Source organism: Pseudomonas sp. FA117, from assembly GCF_057370475.1.
Window position 1 is genome coordinate 3,047,739 of the sequence record NZ_CM170675.1, and the last position, 16,210, is coordinate 3,063,948.

Annotated in this window: 10 protein-coding genes; 3 read left to right on the top strand and 7 right to left on the bottom strand. The window is 63.2% G+C overall.

What is annotated here, in order from left to right:
* Positions 1–2: 2 nt before the first annotated feature.
* The gene (locus AC1TXO_RS13995; protein WP_486402315.1) at positions 3–2,549 is read right to left on the bottom strand and encodes a UvrD-helicase domain-containing protein; all 2,547 of its coding nucleotides are present in this window, start codon (positions 2,547–2,549) and stop codon (positions 3–5) included.
* A gap of 144 nt (positions 2,550–2,693) precedes the next feature.
* Here AC1TXO_RS13995 and AC1TXO_RS14000 point away from each other — a divergent pair, with 144 nt between their 5' ends.
* The gene (locus AC1TXO_RS14000; RefSeq protein WP_486406839.1) at positions 2,694–3,392 is read left to right on the top strand and encodes a pirin family protein; all 699 of its coding nucleotides are present in this window, start codon (positions 2,694–2,696) and stop codon (positions 3,390–3,392) included.
* A 79-nt stretch (positions 3,393–3,471) separates the two neighbouring features.
* Here the strand turns inward: AC1TXO_RS14000 and pgm are convergent, their stop codons facing one another.
* From pgm to AC1TXO_RS14030, 6 genes are all read right to left on the bottom strand, one after another.
* Entirely contained in the window at positions 3,472–5,109 is a 1,638-nt protein-coding gene (gene pgm, locus AC1TXO_RS14005; RefSeq protein WP_486402316.1) for a phosphoglucomutase (alpha-D-glucose-1,6-bisphosphate-dependent), read from the bottom strand.
* Between the two features lie 83 nt (positions 5,110–5,192).
* Positions 5,193–7,454 (bottom strand): ATP-dependent DNA helicase, encoded by a 2,262-nt coding sequence (locus AC1TXO_RS14010; RefSeq protein ID WP_486402317.1) that lies wholly within the window; start codon positions 7,452–7,454, stop codon positions 5,193–5,195.
* Entirely contained in the window at positions 7,451–9,103 is a 1,653-nt protein-coding gene (locus AC1TXO_RS14015; RefSeq protein ID WP_486402318.1) for a VRR-NUC domain-containing protein, read from the bottom strand. Before AC1TXO_RS14015 ends, AC1TXO_RS14010 begins: the two co-directional genes overlap by 4 nt.
* 78 nt (positions 9,104–9,181) lie before the next feature.
* Positions 9,182–10,546, bottom strand: coding sequence for a GntR family transcriptional regulator (locus AC1TXO_RS14020; RefSeq protein ID WP_486406840.1), 1,365 nt, complete (start codon positions 10,544–10,546; stop codon positions 9,182–9,184).
* Entirely contained in the window at positions 10,546–11,892 is a 1,347-nt protein-coding gene (locus AC1TXO_RS14025; RefSeq protein WP_486402319.1) for a hypothetical protein, read from the bottom strand. The genes AC1TXO_RS14020 and AC1TXO_RS14025 overlap by 1 nt, the downstream gene beginning before the upstream one ends.
* A gap of 454 nt (positions 11,893–12,346) precedes the next feature.
* The gene (locus AC1TXO_RS14030; protein ID WP_486402320.1) at positions 12,347–13,369 is read right to left on the bottom strand and encodes a zinc-dependent alcohol dehydrogenase family protein; all 1,023 of its coding nucleotides are present in this window, start codon (positions 13,367–13,369) and stop codon (positions 12,347–12,349) included.
* Between the two features lie 209 nt (positions 13,370–13,578).
* On the opposite strand from AC1TXO_RS14030, the gene AC1TXO_RS14035 reads away from it, so the two are divergent.
* Together AC1TXO_RS14035 and AC1TXO_RS14040 are read left to right on the top strand one after the other, a co-directional pair.
* On the top strand, positions 13,579–14,493 hold the full coding sequence (locus tag AC1TXO_RS14035) for a LysR family transcriptional regulator (protein ID WP_486402321.1): 915 nt from the start codon (positions 13,579–13,581) through the stop codon (positions 14,491–14,493).
* Between the two features lie 153 nt (positions 14,494–14,646).
* Positions 14,647–15,915, top strand: coding sequence for a tyrosine-type recombinase/integrase (locus tag AC1TXO_RS14040; protein ID WP_486402322.1), 1,269 nt, complete (start codon positions 14,647–14,649; stop codon positions 15,913–15,915).
* Positions 15,916–16,210: the final 295 nt, after the last annotated feature.

The following is a 16,210-nucleotide window of genomic DNA, read 5'->3' on the forward strand; positions in this document are numbered from 1 at the left end:
GTTCACTGGCCGCGCAGGTCTTCGAAGAAGACCTGCCGCCCCTGGACCTGGGCAGAAGCACGGGCCAGCGCCGCAGCTTCACCCGAGGCCATCTCCACATGCCAGTAGCAGTGCCTGATCGCCCGGGTCACCCCGACGTAGGCCAGTCGCTGCACCTCGTCTTTCTGCGCGGTATCGAAAGGCTGCGCATCACCTGCACGCCCCAGGCCTGCCATGCGGTAGGCCTGGTTCTTGTAGGGTGAACTGCTCAGGTACTGGCAGTCGCCGAGCATGAATACCGCATCGGCCTGGAGCCCCTTGGCACTGTGGTACGTCAGCTGGCGTAACCGGCGCTGCTCGGGCGGCAGGTTGGATTCAGCCTTTATCAAGTGGTCGATATGCTCAGATATCAATAACTTATCGTTACTTTTTCTAAATAACATCAAGATTGACTCGCCACGCTGGTAATGCTCGATCAGCGTTTGCGCCAATGCGGCTTCATCGCGCTCGAAAACCTTGACCGGTGAAAGCGGCAGGTCGGCCGCAGCACCACTGGCCCTGGCCTTCTTGCCGCTGATCGCGGGCGTCGCCCGTACCAGATGCTCCGCGGCATCGATGATGTGTTGCTGGCTGCGATAGTTCTCGGTCAGCATCACCCGGGTAGTGGCCGGCGACGGGAAGGTCCTGGCGAAGTCCATGAAGTACTGCGGCGAACTGCCCCGCCAGCCGTAGATCGACTGCCAGTCATCACCTACACACATCAATGACGAATACGTGGCGTTGCGCCCGGTGTGCATGCCCGGCCCGCGCCTGCGGATTTCCGCCAGCGTGGCGCGCAGCCAGCTGACGATCTGTGGCGAGACGTCCTGGAATTCGTCGATCATCAGGTGCGCCAGCGGGCGCAGCAACGGGTCGGGCAGCAGTTGCAGGTTCTCCGGGTTGTTCTCGCCGAACAGCGCGAACATGCGGTTGTAGGTCATCACCGGCGGCGAAAGACCCAGCAGGTGCGCTTCCAGGGCTTTCCAGTACAGCGCCAGCGCTTCAAAGAAAGCTGCATCGCTGTCGCCAGGCGCAAAGCTCATCCCGGCCACTGCCGGGCCAACCTCCAGCCCCAGGTTCTCGATGAAGCTCGCTGCACCGACGAAGGCATCGAGCAAGGGCGCCGCCGCCAGTTCGCCCTTGACCTTGAACTCGAACCCTGGCCCCGCCACCGCATCGCCTGCGAGTGATGCGGCGAGGCGCTTGGCAGCAACGTAGTTATCAAGCCAAATCAGTGGCTTATCGCAGAAAGCTTGAAACAGGGTGCGTTTCACAGCCCACTCTGCACGCACCGACAGCTTGGCCCCGGGACGCTGGTACTGCGCGCTTTCGCTCGAATCGAACCCCAGCACCACCCAGGCATCCAGCCCTTCCAGGCGGCCATGCACATGAAAACGCTGGCCGCGAATCTGCACCGTATCCCGGCACGGTTCGATCCCTTTGATCGGCCAAGCCCCTGCGGCGAACCACAGGTCCTCGATCACGTCACACAGTTCTTCGTCACGCTGGGCCGCGAGCTGGGTCACCTGCACCCGTTTCTGCACATCCGGATGATCAGGGTCCAGCGCCTTGAGTTGCAGGGCCTCGCGCCGCATCACCGCAACCAGCTCGGCAAAGCGCGGACTGTCGCGCAGCAGGTCGCGGTAGCACAGATTGAGTTGTTGGCGCTGGGCATCGTTGAGACGCAGGTCGAAGGCATTGCCTTCACTTTCGGCTTCTGCGCCGGCCGGAACATCACTGCCCAGGGTCTCGAACGCACGCAGTTGGGAGAAGCCCGGCAGGCTGCGCACCAGAGGCAGGATGCGCGAGTGGAAGGTCCGCACCAACTCACGGGCACGGGCCGGTTGCAGATCGATCTGCCACAGGGTGAACACCTGTACCAGACGCTTGATGAAGTCCTTGCGCGACTCACGGGTGAAGGTGACCACCGTCATCGCGTCGAGCTCGAAGCCCAGGTAGTGACGCAGCAGTAGAATGCGCAGCACCAGCGAGGTGGACTTGCCCGCACCGGCGCCGGCGACCACGCAGGTGGTGGGCGTGTCGCTGAAGATCAGTTTCCACTGCGCGGCGCTCGGCTGGGCATCGGCAGGCAGGCGTTGGGCGACGTCGGCCTTGAAGCGCTTCTTCAGCTCGCTGCTCAGGGGCAGGCGCCAATCGTCGAACAGCTTGTCATCCTGGCCGGGCACGGCCGCGTTATCGGCACGGTTGTCACGGATCACCAGCACCTGGCGCCCCGCCTCGAAGCCTTCTGCGCGCCCACGCTCATAGCCGTCGCGCAGGCCGTCGGCGTGACCGGTGCGCTGACCGGTCGCGTGGCCGAGGAACCAGGAGTCACGGTGCTGTGCCTGCAAGCGGCTCAGCCCGCGCCCGAGCAGGCGTGCGGCGAGCCGGCGCAACCAGGGCAGTTGGGCAGGCGGGGTCAGGTCCGGGGGCACCGGTGGCTGCTCGAGGGACACGTTCACTCCATCGCTGATCAGATCGATCAGGCATGTTCCACCGATATGCTGAAAAGTGCCAGCGAATGCTTGCATATCATGGGATTAGGCGATGAAACGTAGAATTTACAGCATCATTATAAATCGATTTAACCGATACTTTTGAGCCGATATTTACGCTTATTTTCGATACATGAACAGGGCATCATGGCGTCATTCCCACTTACCGAGGACCTGATCATGCTGCAACTGCGCCCCTTCGAAAGTCTGGGTCACGCCAACCATGGCTGGCTCGACGCCCACCACCACTTCTCGTTTGCCGAGTACTACGACACCGAGCGTATGCACTGGGGCAACCTGCGCGTCTGGAACGATGACCTGATCGCCGCTGGCAGCGGCTTCCCGCCGCACCCGCACCGGGACATGGAAATCATCACCTATGTCCGTGAAGGCGCGATCAGCCACCAGGACAACCTGGGCAACAAGGGCCGCACCGAAGTCGGTGACGTCCAGGTAATGAGCGCAGGGACTGGTATCGTGCACAGCGAGTACAACCTGGAAAAGGTCGATACGCGCATCTTCCAGATCTGGATCGTGCCGGACAAGGTTGGCGAGGCGCCATCCTGGGGCACTCGTCCCTTCCCCAAGGGCGAGCGAGGCGAAGGCTTCGTGACCCTGGCCAGTGGCCGTGTCGAGGACCAGGATGCCCTGCGCATTCGTGCCGATGCCCGCCTGGTAGCTGCCACCCTGCGCGCAGGTGAAAGCGCCGAGTACCGCTTCGATACCGGTCGGCGCGGCTACCTGGTGCCGGCCAAGGGTGTGGTGGAGGCCAACGGCGTACAGGCCAAGGCCCGTGACGGGATCGCCGTGGAAGGTGAAGAGGTGTTGCGGGTGACAGCGCTCGAAGACAGCGAGATCGTGCTGGTGGATGTGGCCTGAGGCAGATCACCGGATCGTTCCCGTCGCGGATCAAGCGGCGAAAGGAACGATCCGGTGCTTCTCGGCTGCCTCGTGCCAATCAGCTGATCGCAGCATCCACCAAAGCCTGGGCTTCCTGCACCAGGCGCTGCAGGTGGGCCTCGTCGACGAAGCTCTCGGCGTAGATCTTGTAGATGTCCTCGGTACCCGAAGGCCGTGCGGCAAACCAGCCATTGGCGGTCATCACCTTCAGGCCGCCGATGGCCTGGCCGTTGCCGGGCGCGTGGCTGAGGATCTGCTCGATCGGCTCGCCGGCAAGCTCGGTGGACTTGACCTGCTCGGGCACCAGCTTGCCCAGCAGCGCTTTCTGCCGCGCATCGGCCTTGGCTTCCACACGGGTGGCGTAGGGCTTGCCCAGGGCGGCGGTCAGGTCATCATAGGCCTGGCTCGGGTTGCGTCCGGTGCGTGCAGTCATTTCGGCGGCCAGCAAGGCCGGAATCAGGCCGTCCTTGTCGGTAGCCCAGACGCTGCCGTCCAGACGCAGGAACGAAGCCCCTGCACTCTCCTCCCCGCCAAAGCCGAGCGAGCCTTCGAACAGGCCCTGGGCGAAGAACTTGAAGCCGACCGGCACCTCATGCAGCCTGCGCCCCAGGCGCTGCGTGACACGGTCGATCATGCCACTGCTGACCACGGTCTTGCCGACGGCGGCGTCCTGGCGCCACTGCGGACGGTGACGGAACAGGTAGTCAATGGCCACGGCCAGGTAGTTGTTCGGCTGCAGCAGGCCATCAGCGGTAACGATACCGTGGCGGTCGTGGTCCGGATCGCAGGCGAAGGCCACGTCGAAACGCTCGCGCAGGCCGATCAGGCCCTGCATGGCGTAGGGCGAGGACGGGTCCATGCGGATCTGCCCGTCCCAGTCGACCGACATGAAGCGGAACGTCGGATCGACCTCGGTGTTGACCACTTCCAGGTTCAGCCCATAGTGCTCGGCAATGGCCGACCAGTAGCGGACACCGGCACCGCCCAGCGGATCGACGCCCAGGCGCAGGTTGGCCTTGCGGATCACCTCGAAATCGATGACGTTCCCCAGGTCGGCCACATAGCTGCCGACGTAGTCGTGGCGCTGGGTGGTGGCGGCCTGCAGGGCCTGGGCGTGCTCGATGCGCTTGACGCCCGCAAGGTCTGCAGCCAGCAGCTCATTGGCCTTGGCCTCGATCCACTTGGTCACGTCGCTGTCGGCCGGCCCGCCGTTGGGTGGGTTGTACTTGAAACCGCCGCTTTGCGGAGGATTGTGCGAAGGCGTGATGACGATACCGTCGGCCAGGCCCTGTTTGCGCCCGCGGTTGTAGCAGAGGATGGCATGGGACACCGCCGGGGTCGGGGTGTATTCATCGTCCTTGGACAACCGAACCTGAACGCCATTGGCCGCCAGGACCTCCAGCGCGCTGGCGCTGGCCGGCGCCGACAACGCGTGGGTGTCGGCACCGATGAACAGCGGGCCATCGATACCCTTCTCCTGGCGATAAAGGCAGATCGCCTGGGTGATCGCCAGCACATGATACTCGTTGAAGCTCAGCTCGAACGAAGTGCCTCGATGCCCCGAAGTGCCGAAGGCCACGCGCTGCGATGCGATCGACGCATCCGGGCGACCGGTGTAGTAGGCGGTCAACAGGCGGGGAATATCGACCAGCACGCTGGCCGGAGCCGGCTTGCCTGCCAAAGGACTGAGCGTCATGCAGAACCTCGAGTTCAACGGATGTAGGTGTTGGAACGCGCAGTGTACTGGGAGTTGCACGGTCGCGCGATGGCAGGCCGGGATTAGTTGATCCCGGCCTGCCACCAGGCGGGAAACATCTGCCGCACCCGCGGCTCGCTGAAGCGCTCGTCGATCAGGAACAGCACACCACGGTCCTGGTCTCCCCGAATGACCCGCCCAGCTGCCTGGATCACCTTGCGCACGCCGGGATACAGGTAGGCGTAGTCGAAGCCGGCACCGAACTGGCGACCCAGGCGCTGCTTGAACTGCTCGTTGACCGGGTTGACCTGGGGCAGGCCCAGGGTGGCGACGAAGGCGCCGATCAGGCGGCTGCCGGGCAGGTCGACGCCCTCACCGAAGGCACCGCCCAGCACGGCGAAGCCAATCCCCTGCCCGTCTGCCACGAAGCGCGCCAGAAAACCCTCGCGGGCGTTCTCGTCCATGCCCCGCGCCTGCTGCCAATGTGGCACTTCGGGGTGGCGCTGGGCAAACAGCGTGGCCACCTGCTCCAGGTACTCGAAGCTGCTGAAGAACGCCAGGTAGTTACCGGGCTGACGCTCATACTGGGCGGCGATCAGCTCGACGATCGGAGCCAGCGAAAGCTGGCGCTGTTGGTAACGGGTCGAGACGTCGCTGACGATGTGCACCTGCAACTGTTCGGCGCGAAACGGCGCGGCCACCTCCAGCCAGGCGGTGTCGGCCGGCATGCCCAGCAGGTCGGCGTAGAAGCGTCGTGGCCCGAGGGTGGCGGAAAACAGGGTGACACTGCGTGCGGCGCGCATCCGTGGGCCAAGCAGGCGGGCCGGTACCACGTTGCGCAGGGTCAGGGTCGCCAGACGCCGACGCTTTGGGCCGTTGCGCACCCCCACATCGAACAGGAAGTGCTCATCGAACAGTTCCGCCACCCGGCAGAACTGCAGGGCCTGGAAGTAGAACTGCAACAGCGGCGGATCAAGCTGAGCAGGTGCCTGCTCCATACGCTCCTGAATCGCACCGATGCACTGCTGCAGGCTTCGTACAAAGGTGTCGGGCAACTTCTCGCTGGCCTGATACGGCGCCTGTTGCGCCTTGTACAGGGCGTTCCATTGGCGGTTCAGGCGATCCAGCACATTCGTCAGACCGGCAGGCTTGCTCTGGCGCAAGGCCTGCAACTGCCCCTGGTCGAGACTGGCGCTGTACATCGCCCGGCCGCGCTCGACCAGGTTGTGCGCCTCGTCAACCAGCACGGCTACCCGCCACTGGTTGAGCTGGGCCAGGCCGAACAGCAAGGCATGGGCATCGAAATAGTAGTTGTAGTCGGCAATCACCAGGTCGACCCAGCGCGCCATCTCCTGGCCCAGGTAATAGGGGCAGACCTGGTGCGCCAAGGCTACCTCGCGCAGCGTCGCGCGATCGAGCAATGGCCGCTGCGCGGCCGCTTCACGTGCAGCCGGCAAACGGTCGTAGAAGCCCTTGGCCAGCGGGCAGGACTCGCCATGGCAGGCACTGCCCGGATGCTCGCACGCCTTGTCCCGCGCAATCAGCTCCAACGCACGCAGTTGCGGCTGCGCAGTGGAATCGGTGATCTGGCGCAAGGCTTCCAGCGCCAATGCCCGCCCTGGCGTCTTGGCGGTGAGGAAGAACAGTTTGTCCAACTGCTGAAGGGGCATGGCCTTGAGCAGTGGGAACAACGTACCGAGGGTCTTGCCGATGCCGGTGCTGGCCTGGGCCATCAGGCAGCGGCCGGTGGCCACGGCTTTGTACAGGGTTTCGGCCAGCTGGCGCTGACCCTGGCGAAACTGCGGATAGGGGAACGCCAGCCGTTGCAGGTCGTCGTCGCGGCGGCCGATACGCGAGGACTGCGCTTGCGCCCAGCCCAGATAACGCTGGCACAGGGCTTCGAAAAAACGCTGAAGATCGGCGGCGTCCTGCTGTTCGCTGAACAGGGTCTGACGGTCGCTGTCGACATCCAGATACACCAGGGTGACCTCGATGCGCGTCAGCCCGTGCAGGTGACACAACAACCACGCATAGACCCGGGCCTGCGCCCAGTGCAATTGGCGATGGTTGTCTGGCTGGCGCTCGAGATCGCCGCGGTGGGTCTTGATCTCCTCCAGGCGATTGCGCAGCGGATCGTAGCCGTCGGCCCGGCCACGCACACGCAGGCCCTGGTACTGGCCCTCCAGCGCCACCTCGGCCTGATAGCCCGGATCGCGCCGCGAAACCACCCGCCGGTGCCCGTCGATACCCTCCTGCGCGGATGGCGAGGGGGTAAAACGCAGGTCCAGGTCGCCAGCCTTGGCACTGAACTCGCAGAGTGCGCGAACTGCAACGCTCAGGCTCACGCCAGCGCTTCCTGCCATCGTACATGGCAGACGGCGACCGGCATGTCGTGCTCGGCGCAGAAATCCAGCCAACGCAACTGGTTGTCCTGGAGGCGGTCGCCAGGCCCCTTGACCTCGATCATCCGGTAACGCCCTTGCTCGGGCCAGAACTGGATCAGGTCGGGCATGCCGGTGCGGTTGTTGCGGATGTCCTGCAGCAAGCGCAGGAAGCAGTGCTTGAGGTGCTCGGCAGGTACGCACGCCAGTGCCTGCTCGAGCAACGCCGGGCTGAGCAACTGCCAGAACACGAAAGGTGATTGCAACCCCTGCTTGGCGGCGAAGCAGGCCAGGATCGCGTCACGGTGGCTGCCATCGTCCAGACGCCCCAGGCAGCGCGCGAACAGTGCCTCTCGGCGCCCGTGGAAGTCGCTGTCGTGCAGGTCCTGGGGGGCAGCCTGGTAGGGGTGGAAAAAGGCCCCGGGCAGTGGCGCGAAGATCGCTTCCCAGCACAGCAGGCCGAACAGGCTGGTGAACAGTGTGTTCTCGACGTAATGCACCTGGCCACCGGCCTCGGCCAAGTGCTGGCGAACGGCCTCCTCGACCCCGGAGCCAGCCATCTCCAGCGGTAACTCGAGCTCGATCAGCGTCTGCACCGCAGCACGCGCCCTGCGCCGCGGCGGGCCACCCAGCTTGCGCGCCAGGCGCGGCAGCATGCGCGCGAGCGCCTGCGCCTCCAGTGGATTGACCGCTGAGCCGGCCACACCTTGCGCCAGATCATGCGCCTGTTGCCATCGCTCGCTGCGCTCCAGCACTCGAATCTGACGGATGCGCGCCTCGGGATGATCCAGCCCGTCGTAGACCGACAGCGCCATGTCCCACTCGCCCAGGCGCTCGCAGCGCTGGCCGATGGCGAACAGAAGCCGTGCGCGTCGCCTGGCCAGCCAGGCGTTGTCGCTGTTCATCGACGATAGCGTGGCGAGCACGGTGCAGGGAGACTCGCCGTTGTCCAGGCGCTCGGCACAGGCGTGCAGGGCCATCGCCAGGTCGACTTCGGTGCGCTTTCGCAGGGCGCGATCAGCAGCGCTGAAGTTCACCTGTTCGTAGCGCAACATCCCGAGATCGGCCAGGACGAACTCCGACCAGTCCTGGTACAGGTTGCCGAAGAACAGCAGACGCAGCCGGTCGCACAAGGGCTGAAGGCGCCAGTGCAGAATCCCTACAGGCGCCTGCTCGAACCACGCAGCCAGCGGCCTTGCCGTCAACTCCAGCGCCTGCAGCTCGGCCAGCAACACTGCCTTGCCAGCTTTGGGACGGGACAGACGGTCGGCGAAACAACTCGCCAGTTCATCCTTGCGCAGCAACCCGAACAGCTGCTCGAGGCTGAGCGTCGGCGCCGCGCAGACCCACCCCAATGCCTGCAGAGGCGCCAGCGCCGCGCTTGCGTTGCCGATTTCCGCATACTCGAGGCGATCATCGCGAAACAGCTCGCCCTTGCGCATCACCATGCGCACCAGCATGGCCTGTGCAGGTTCGGCCAGACGGGCGAACGCGCGAAGAAAATCCTGCTCATCGACATCGAGCAGGTCGGCATAGCGGTGTTCGACCCAGCTCAGGACCTGCCGGAAGTTATGCAGGTAATACAGTGGGTCGTCGACGGAATGGGCAATCACGGCGGAACGTCGCAGGAATCAGAAGGTACTGTTTATACATACAGATCGGCAGGCCTGACAAGTACGCCGGATCAGTGGTCAATTCAACGCGTGCGGCTGATCTTCTCCCAGATACGTCAGGTGCTGCGCAAGTTCGGCGAGCGCCCGCTCCAGTTCTGCTGCGTCATCACCCAGCCAGGCCAGCAGCAGATGGTGCGCATAGCGCCCCTGCAGGCTGAACAGCCCACCGGGTGCGACCCACAGCGTCGAATCCCCCAGCGTGTCCGGCACCTGGCGCACATCCACCGCCCGTTGCAGGCTGCACCATAGCGTGCGCCCGCCTTCGGGGCTGACAAAGGTCACCAGGGCGCGCAAATGCTGCTCGACGGCGTGACAGAGGATGGCCATGCGCAGTTCGAGGTTCCTGCGCGACTGCTCCAGATGGCCGTCGATATCGTTGCGCGTCAACAGGCAGGCCAGTGCGTGCTGTCGTCGCGGCGGCAACACGAAGCTGCGGCGCAGGAAGGCTTCGCACACCGCCGGGTGCCGACTCAGTACATAGGCATAGGGCGCCTCTGCCCCGACGATACCCTCCAGCGAACCCAGTACCAGCAAGCCGTGCGGATCGACCCAGTCGCGCAGGCGCGATGCAGGGGCAAGCGTGAAGCACTGCTCGCTGTCGAGGTCGTTCTCCAGCAGCCAGGCTGGATAGACCGCAAGCAGGCGGGCCACCTCGCGTTGCTCGTGCGCCGATACCTGCCTGCCCGGAGGGGTTGCCAGGCACGAAGGCATCAGCAGCAGACGTACGCTCTCGTGCTTGAGCAACTGTGCGAGCGTGTCAAGGTCCAGGCCGCCGACGGCGTCCAGGGGTAACTCCAGAACGCGCATCTGCAATTGCTGCAGCACCTGCAACTGACGCCAGCAGCAGGGCGTGGCCACCAACACCGTACAGCCCTGCAGGTCAAGGGCGATCAACAGTGTCTGCAGCAGTGCCTGGACATCCGTGGCCAGGTGTACATCCTCGGCACGCCAATACTGCGTCGATGAGCGGGTGTGACGGACTGCCAATGCATTGCGCAACAGCGCATTCCCCGCCTGGGCCTGTGTGCGCTGGCGCGCCAGGCGCCGCTCATGCGCCAGCAACAAGGTTTCAAGGGCTTCGCACGGCAGCGGCGGCAGGACGAAGGGCGCAGCCTGCGCCCGCGCCAGGCGCATCGCCGGCGGATCATTGACCGGCAGCTTGACGAAATAACCGGACTTGGGCACCGAATGCACCCGCCCCTCTCGCTCCAGCAAACTGTAGGCGTACTGCACCGTGGCCAGCGATACACGCAGGCGACGTGCAAGGTCTCGCAGCGAGGGCAAGCGTGATTGAGCGCCGCTGTTGCCTGCCTGCGCGATCAATGTCTCCAGATAGTGATACACCGCCTGATAGGCGAATTCGCGTTGTACGGAGCGGCCCATCAGCTGGCGATCCGGGCCATCGCGTCGGCGCATGGCAAGGGCGGCGCCAGCAGCCGCAGCCCGACATCACGCCGGGCCATGCGTGCCATCAGGCTGGCATGCGGCTGCGCCAGTCGCCCCGAGTAGATGGCGCGCAACTGGGCCAGGCTCAAGCCGCTGGTCCCGATCAGCCAGTTGACTACCGCTTCGGGGCACGGCTGCCCCTGCAGCGCTCGGTGCAAGTAAGGCAACGCCACGCGCATGGTCGGGTGACAGCGCTGGACAAAGGCCGCCAGGCGGCGCCCCTGTTCGGCGAAAGGGGCGAACAGCAGGCAGGTCAGTTGCTCGTCATCGACGCCAAAACCGCGCTGGAACAAGTCCGGCACCGGCTGTGCGAGCAACCGCCCCGGCTCGCCCGTGCCCGGCAACCAGCGGTCGCGCAAGCGTTGAAGGTAAGCCAGATAGGCATGGTCGAAGGCGGCGCCAAGCGGCCCCTGCCCCTGCGCGGTTTGCACACCCAGTACGCAGTGCAGGAGGTCGCCCTCCTGCGCAGGCAGGACCAGATCATCGACCGCAATGACCCGTACCGCCACCTTTGCCAGATGCGCCGATGCGTTTGCCGCGCGACTGTCCAGGGGCCGGGCAATGCGCGCACGCAGGCGCCCCAGCGTCTCGCACAAGGCCGCGGCACACTGGTGCATGACATGGTTGCCACGCTCACCACATTGCCTCGCCGCGGCACGGCTCCAGCCAAGAAATCGGCGCCGCTGGCGCAAGGGTACTGCCGTGACCAGGGCATCGGGCGGCGTTGCCTGGGACAATGCCGCCTGCAGGGCGTCGGCCATCTCGAGGTGCAGGCGACTGCCAAACAGGGCCTCAGGCTGACCGCCGCACAGATGACCGAACACCAGCAATGCCTCGCGACCGAGCTGGATATCTTCCGTGACCGCTCCAGCCTGGCGAGTGAATGGCTGCAGGTGATGGGCGCCAGGAACGAGCAATTCGACGCGCGGGTCGTCCTGCAGGAACAACGCACTGAAGGTACGTTCCAGTTGTTCCAGGGCGTCAGGTGCAGGCGTCGGACGCGAGGCGACTACCACCTGTAGCCGGAAAGTCGCAGGGGTACGCAGTGCAATGCTCAGTTGGGCCGCTCGCAGGAACGCCAGCAGACGCGCGCTGCCTTCATCAGGCCCCTGCACCACCAGCAGACGAAACCCGCCGATGTACTCCACGCCACCTGCTGCCACCAGCAACCGCTGGACCAACAACTGAACAGAAGCTCGTTGCGCCTGGGACATATGTTCCAGCAAGCGGTCCAGTACTTGCTGGTATATGTAGTGCAGGGCCTGCTCATGGATATTGCTCATGTATTCCACTCCATTCCTTGAGCGCAAAGAAATCCGGCATGCACCGGCGTGCAAATGGATCGCGGTTAAGTTCAAAGGTTTTTCCTACAAGCACTTAGGAGGATTCGACGCATTACTGTCTACCAGACATCGAATGCCACCCCGCAGCGCCTCCACAGCCCCGGCGCCAAGGTATCTGCGGCGCTGGGCTGCCAACAAGCATCACGAAGCCATTATCGAGAGTTGGCAACTGAATAAAAGATACAGATCAGGGTAAAAAAACCATTCAGGGGATGGTAATAAACGCAGCGCGAAACAGAATAACCCAGCAGCCTTTCGACGGGCACACGAACAAGCAGGCCGGGCATATCACCAGCCCTTGCACAATGTAAGCTCGTTATTAATTACTTGTAGGAAATGTCAGAAAAAAACCGGGCAGCGCCCGGTTTTTTCATACTTGCAGAAAGCTGAACGATCAATGGGAGGCCATATCCAGCACAATGCGCCCGCCACAGGGACACTCGTCCATCAGGCGGTGAGCCTCCACCACCTTGTCGAAGGGATAGACCTTGATGATCTGCGGTGTCAGCAGCTTGTCGGCAGTGAACTGGTTGATATCACGCAGCGCACGTTGCAAGGCTACCTGGTCCTGGGCAATCCCCAGCTCCGGCTTGCCGATGAAGTTGCCGATGCAGTGCACGTAGAACTGGATGTTCTTCTGGAACGCAGCGCACGCCGGGAAAGGTGTCTGGTTGCCGCCTTGCAGGCCGTACAGCACCAGGCTGCCACGCGGAGCGAGCACGTCACCGAGCAGCGACATCTGCGGGCCGCCCATGCCATCCAGGACCATGTCGACGCCACGGCCATCGGTGTACTTGCCGATCTGCATCAACAAGTCCTGCTCTTCGGTGACGATCACCTTGTCCGCACCCAGCTCAACCAGGTACTCGCGCTGCTCGGGCTCCTTGGTAGCCGCGAAAACGGTCAGCCCCAGGGCCTTGCCCAACTGCACGAAGGCAGGCCCTGCGCAGTGGCTGGCATCGGTCACCAGCGCCGTCTGCCCGGCCTTGGCCCGCGCCAGGTCGACGTAGGCGAAGTAGGCGATCAGCAGCGGCGTGTAATGCACACTGGCCTCGATCGGCGTCAGGTGCTCGGGATAACGGGTGATGGCCGTGCGTGGCAGCACGATCACATCGCCGTATACCGGATGCTCGTTGGGGCTGGTGGCCGGGAAGCTGGCAACGCGGTCGCCCACGGCGATATCCTCGACACCCTCGCCAACCTGTGTGACCACACCGGCCATTTCATGGCCGATCCCTGCCGGCAGGCGTGCCTGCGACGGCGCCAGGTTCTGGCGCCAGAGCACGTCGTACCAGCTCAGGCCAATGGCCTCGACGCGCACCTGCACCTCGCCCGCCGCGGGGGACGGTTCGGCCTGCTCCTCGCAACGGAGCACATCGGCCGCGCCGAACTTGTGGAAACGGATCATGCGGGACATCGCATACCTCGCCTTTGTGAACCTCGTATTACCACGGACTTTATCCGGGCTTTGCACGTTAGACCATCAGTGGCTGTTAATAGTCGACATGCCTGTCATTGATTGGGCTACGGGCAAATCGCTGCATTGGCCCCCGTAAACCCGTGCAGGGTAACAGCCTTTGGCCTTAATATTCACCCCGACCCACCTGAGCAAGGCGAAACGCACCGATGAATCGTAACGACCTGCGCCGCGTAGACCTGAACCTGCTGATCGTGTTCGAAACGCTCATGCACGAACGCAGCGTGACCCGTGCCGCCGAAAAGCTGTTCCTCGGCCAGCCGGCGATCAGCGCGGCGCTGTCGCGCCTGCGCAACCTGTTCGACGATCCGCTGTTCGTGCGTACCGGCCGCAGCATGGAGCCCTCGGCCCGTGCCCACGAGATCTTCGCCCTGCTCTCCCCGGCGCTGGACTCGATCTCCACGGCGGTCAGCCGCGCTGCCGAGTTCGACCCGGCCACCAGCACCTCGGTGTTTCGCATCGGCCTGTCGGACGACGCCGAGTTCGCCCTGCTGCCCAAGCTGCTCAAGCGCATCCGCGCCGAAGCGCCTGGCATCGTCCTGGTGGTGCGCCGGGTCAACTACCTGCTGATGCCGACACTGCTGGCCTCCGGCGAAATCTCGGTGGGTGTGAGCTACACCGCCGACCTGCCGGCCAACGCCAAGCGCAAGGTGCTGCGGCGCAGCAAGCCCAAGCTGCTGCGCGCCGACAGCGTGCCCGGCAACATCACCCTCGATGATTTCTGCGCCCGTCCTCACGCACTGGTGTCGTTCGCCGGCGACCTGTCCGGTTTCATCGACGAGACCCTCGAGGAAATCGGCCGCAAGCGCCATGTAGTGCTCGCCGTACCGCAGTTCAACGGCCTGGGCACCTTGCTGGCCGGCACCGACATCATCGCCACCGTGCCCGACTACGCCGCCGAAACCCTCACCGCCGCCGGCGGCCTGCGCGCCGAGGACATGCCGCTGGACGTGCGCACCTTCGAGCTGCACATGGCCTGGCGCGGTGCGCAGGACAACGATCCGGCGGAGCGGTGGTTGCGTTCGCGGATACAGATGTTCTTTGGGGACCCCGATAGTCTCTGATCGAGTTCCACCAAGAGCCATAAAGCCTTTAAATTCATAGCGTTAGATTAAATAATCTTCCGTAGCCGTCCATCGGAATCCACTCAATTCCAGCTTGACTGGGGGTATCTTTGGGGGACACCAAGCCCGATTTAAAAAAGATACCCCCACACCATGCCCCCCGAAAAACCGCCACCCTTCCGCCAGAAACTCAGCGATGCTTTCATTCGTTCGCTGACCACATCGGGCAAGTATGCCGATGGCGACGTCTCGGGTCTCTATCTCCAAGTGCGTGCCTCGCTCAAGCCTGGTAAATCACCCTCACGGCACTGGCGGCTGAAGTACCGTCTTCGCGGCAAGGAAAATGTGTTCGTGATCGGCAGGTATCCGGATGTGGGCTTGAAAGAAGCTCGTGAGCTCGCCCGGGCAGCGCGCAATAGTGTGGCCAATCACATCGACCCACTCAAAGCCAAAAAAGCCAAGATCGAGGCGCAATGGCTAAACGAGGCACGTACGTTCGCCTACGTCGCTGAGGAGTGGATGAAGTTCAAATCCGCCGACCTGGTCAGCAAATCCGTTTCAGGATTTCGCGGCGCACTGAACAACCACATTCTGCCCGCCATCGGCGAGCGGCCGGTCAGCGAAATCAAGCTCGAGCACATAACGGCCATCATTACCGAGCTGCGGTATAAGCGAATCATGGCGATGGCTAGGCGCGTGCGGACAATTATTCGCTCCATCCTTGGCTTTGCCGAAGGACGAGGTTGGGTTGAGCGAAACGTGGCCCTGAGCAATACCGAAGAACTTAAGATACGCCACGTGGTGACCAGCAACCCGGCCATTGAGCGTCCAGCTGATCTGGGTAGGTTTCTGTTGCGCCTCGATGATCTGAACCTTGGCAGCGTGGCCTATGCAATGCGCCTACTGGTGCTGTTGCCGGTTCGGCCGGGTGAACTTGTGAAGATGCGCTGGGAGGACGTCGATCTGATCGGCGCCGATTGGCGATATGTGGTCAGCAAGACCAAACATCTGGACAAGAGCAAGCATATCGTGCCGCTACCAGATCAAGCGCTAGTCCTGCTGCGCGAGCTGCACAAAAATCGGGTGGTTGATGATGCTGGTAACGGCTGGGTTTTCGGATCGCCTGTCTATCCAGGAAGGTCAATCGATGCTACGTCCATCCTCAAGTCGCTGCAAAAAGTCTGGCCTGAGTACGCCATCACCGCTCACGGCTTTAGGGCTACCTACCGCACGATCGCTCATGAGCATTTGGGTATCGATCCAATTGTACTGGAGTTGTCGCTCTCGCATCGGATGCCAGGTGCGCTGGGAGCCGTTTATGCACGCGCTCAACTCTTGAGTCAGCGCCGGGAAGCCGCGCAACTGTGGGCGAACTACTTAGATCAGCTTCGGAACAATACAAGGCTAGCGCTTGCAGATTAAGCGTCTCCCCCTGACTTAAAGCCCAACTGTAACGACCCAACCTTCTTTCCCGCAGCATGACAACCGAATTTGGCGAATGATCAGGGATTCGAACTCAACACGGCCGCTAGATACTTCGAAATTTTTATTGATTGAAATCAGTATCTTATGAAAATCAGTTCGAATGCAGCGTAGTCCGCCAAATAGACATCCACTGCCTTCCACTGCGGCACGCTTTTCCGACGAACAGCACCTCTAGATCGGGCATCAGGCGTTAGCATCTTCCAATAAGACCGATTGAGCTCCAACCCAAGCC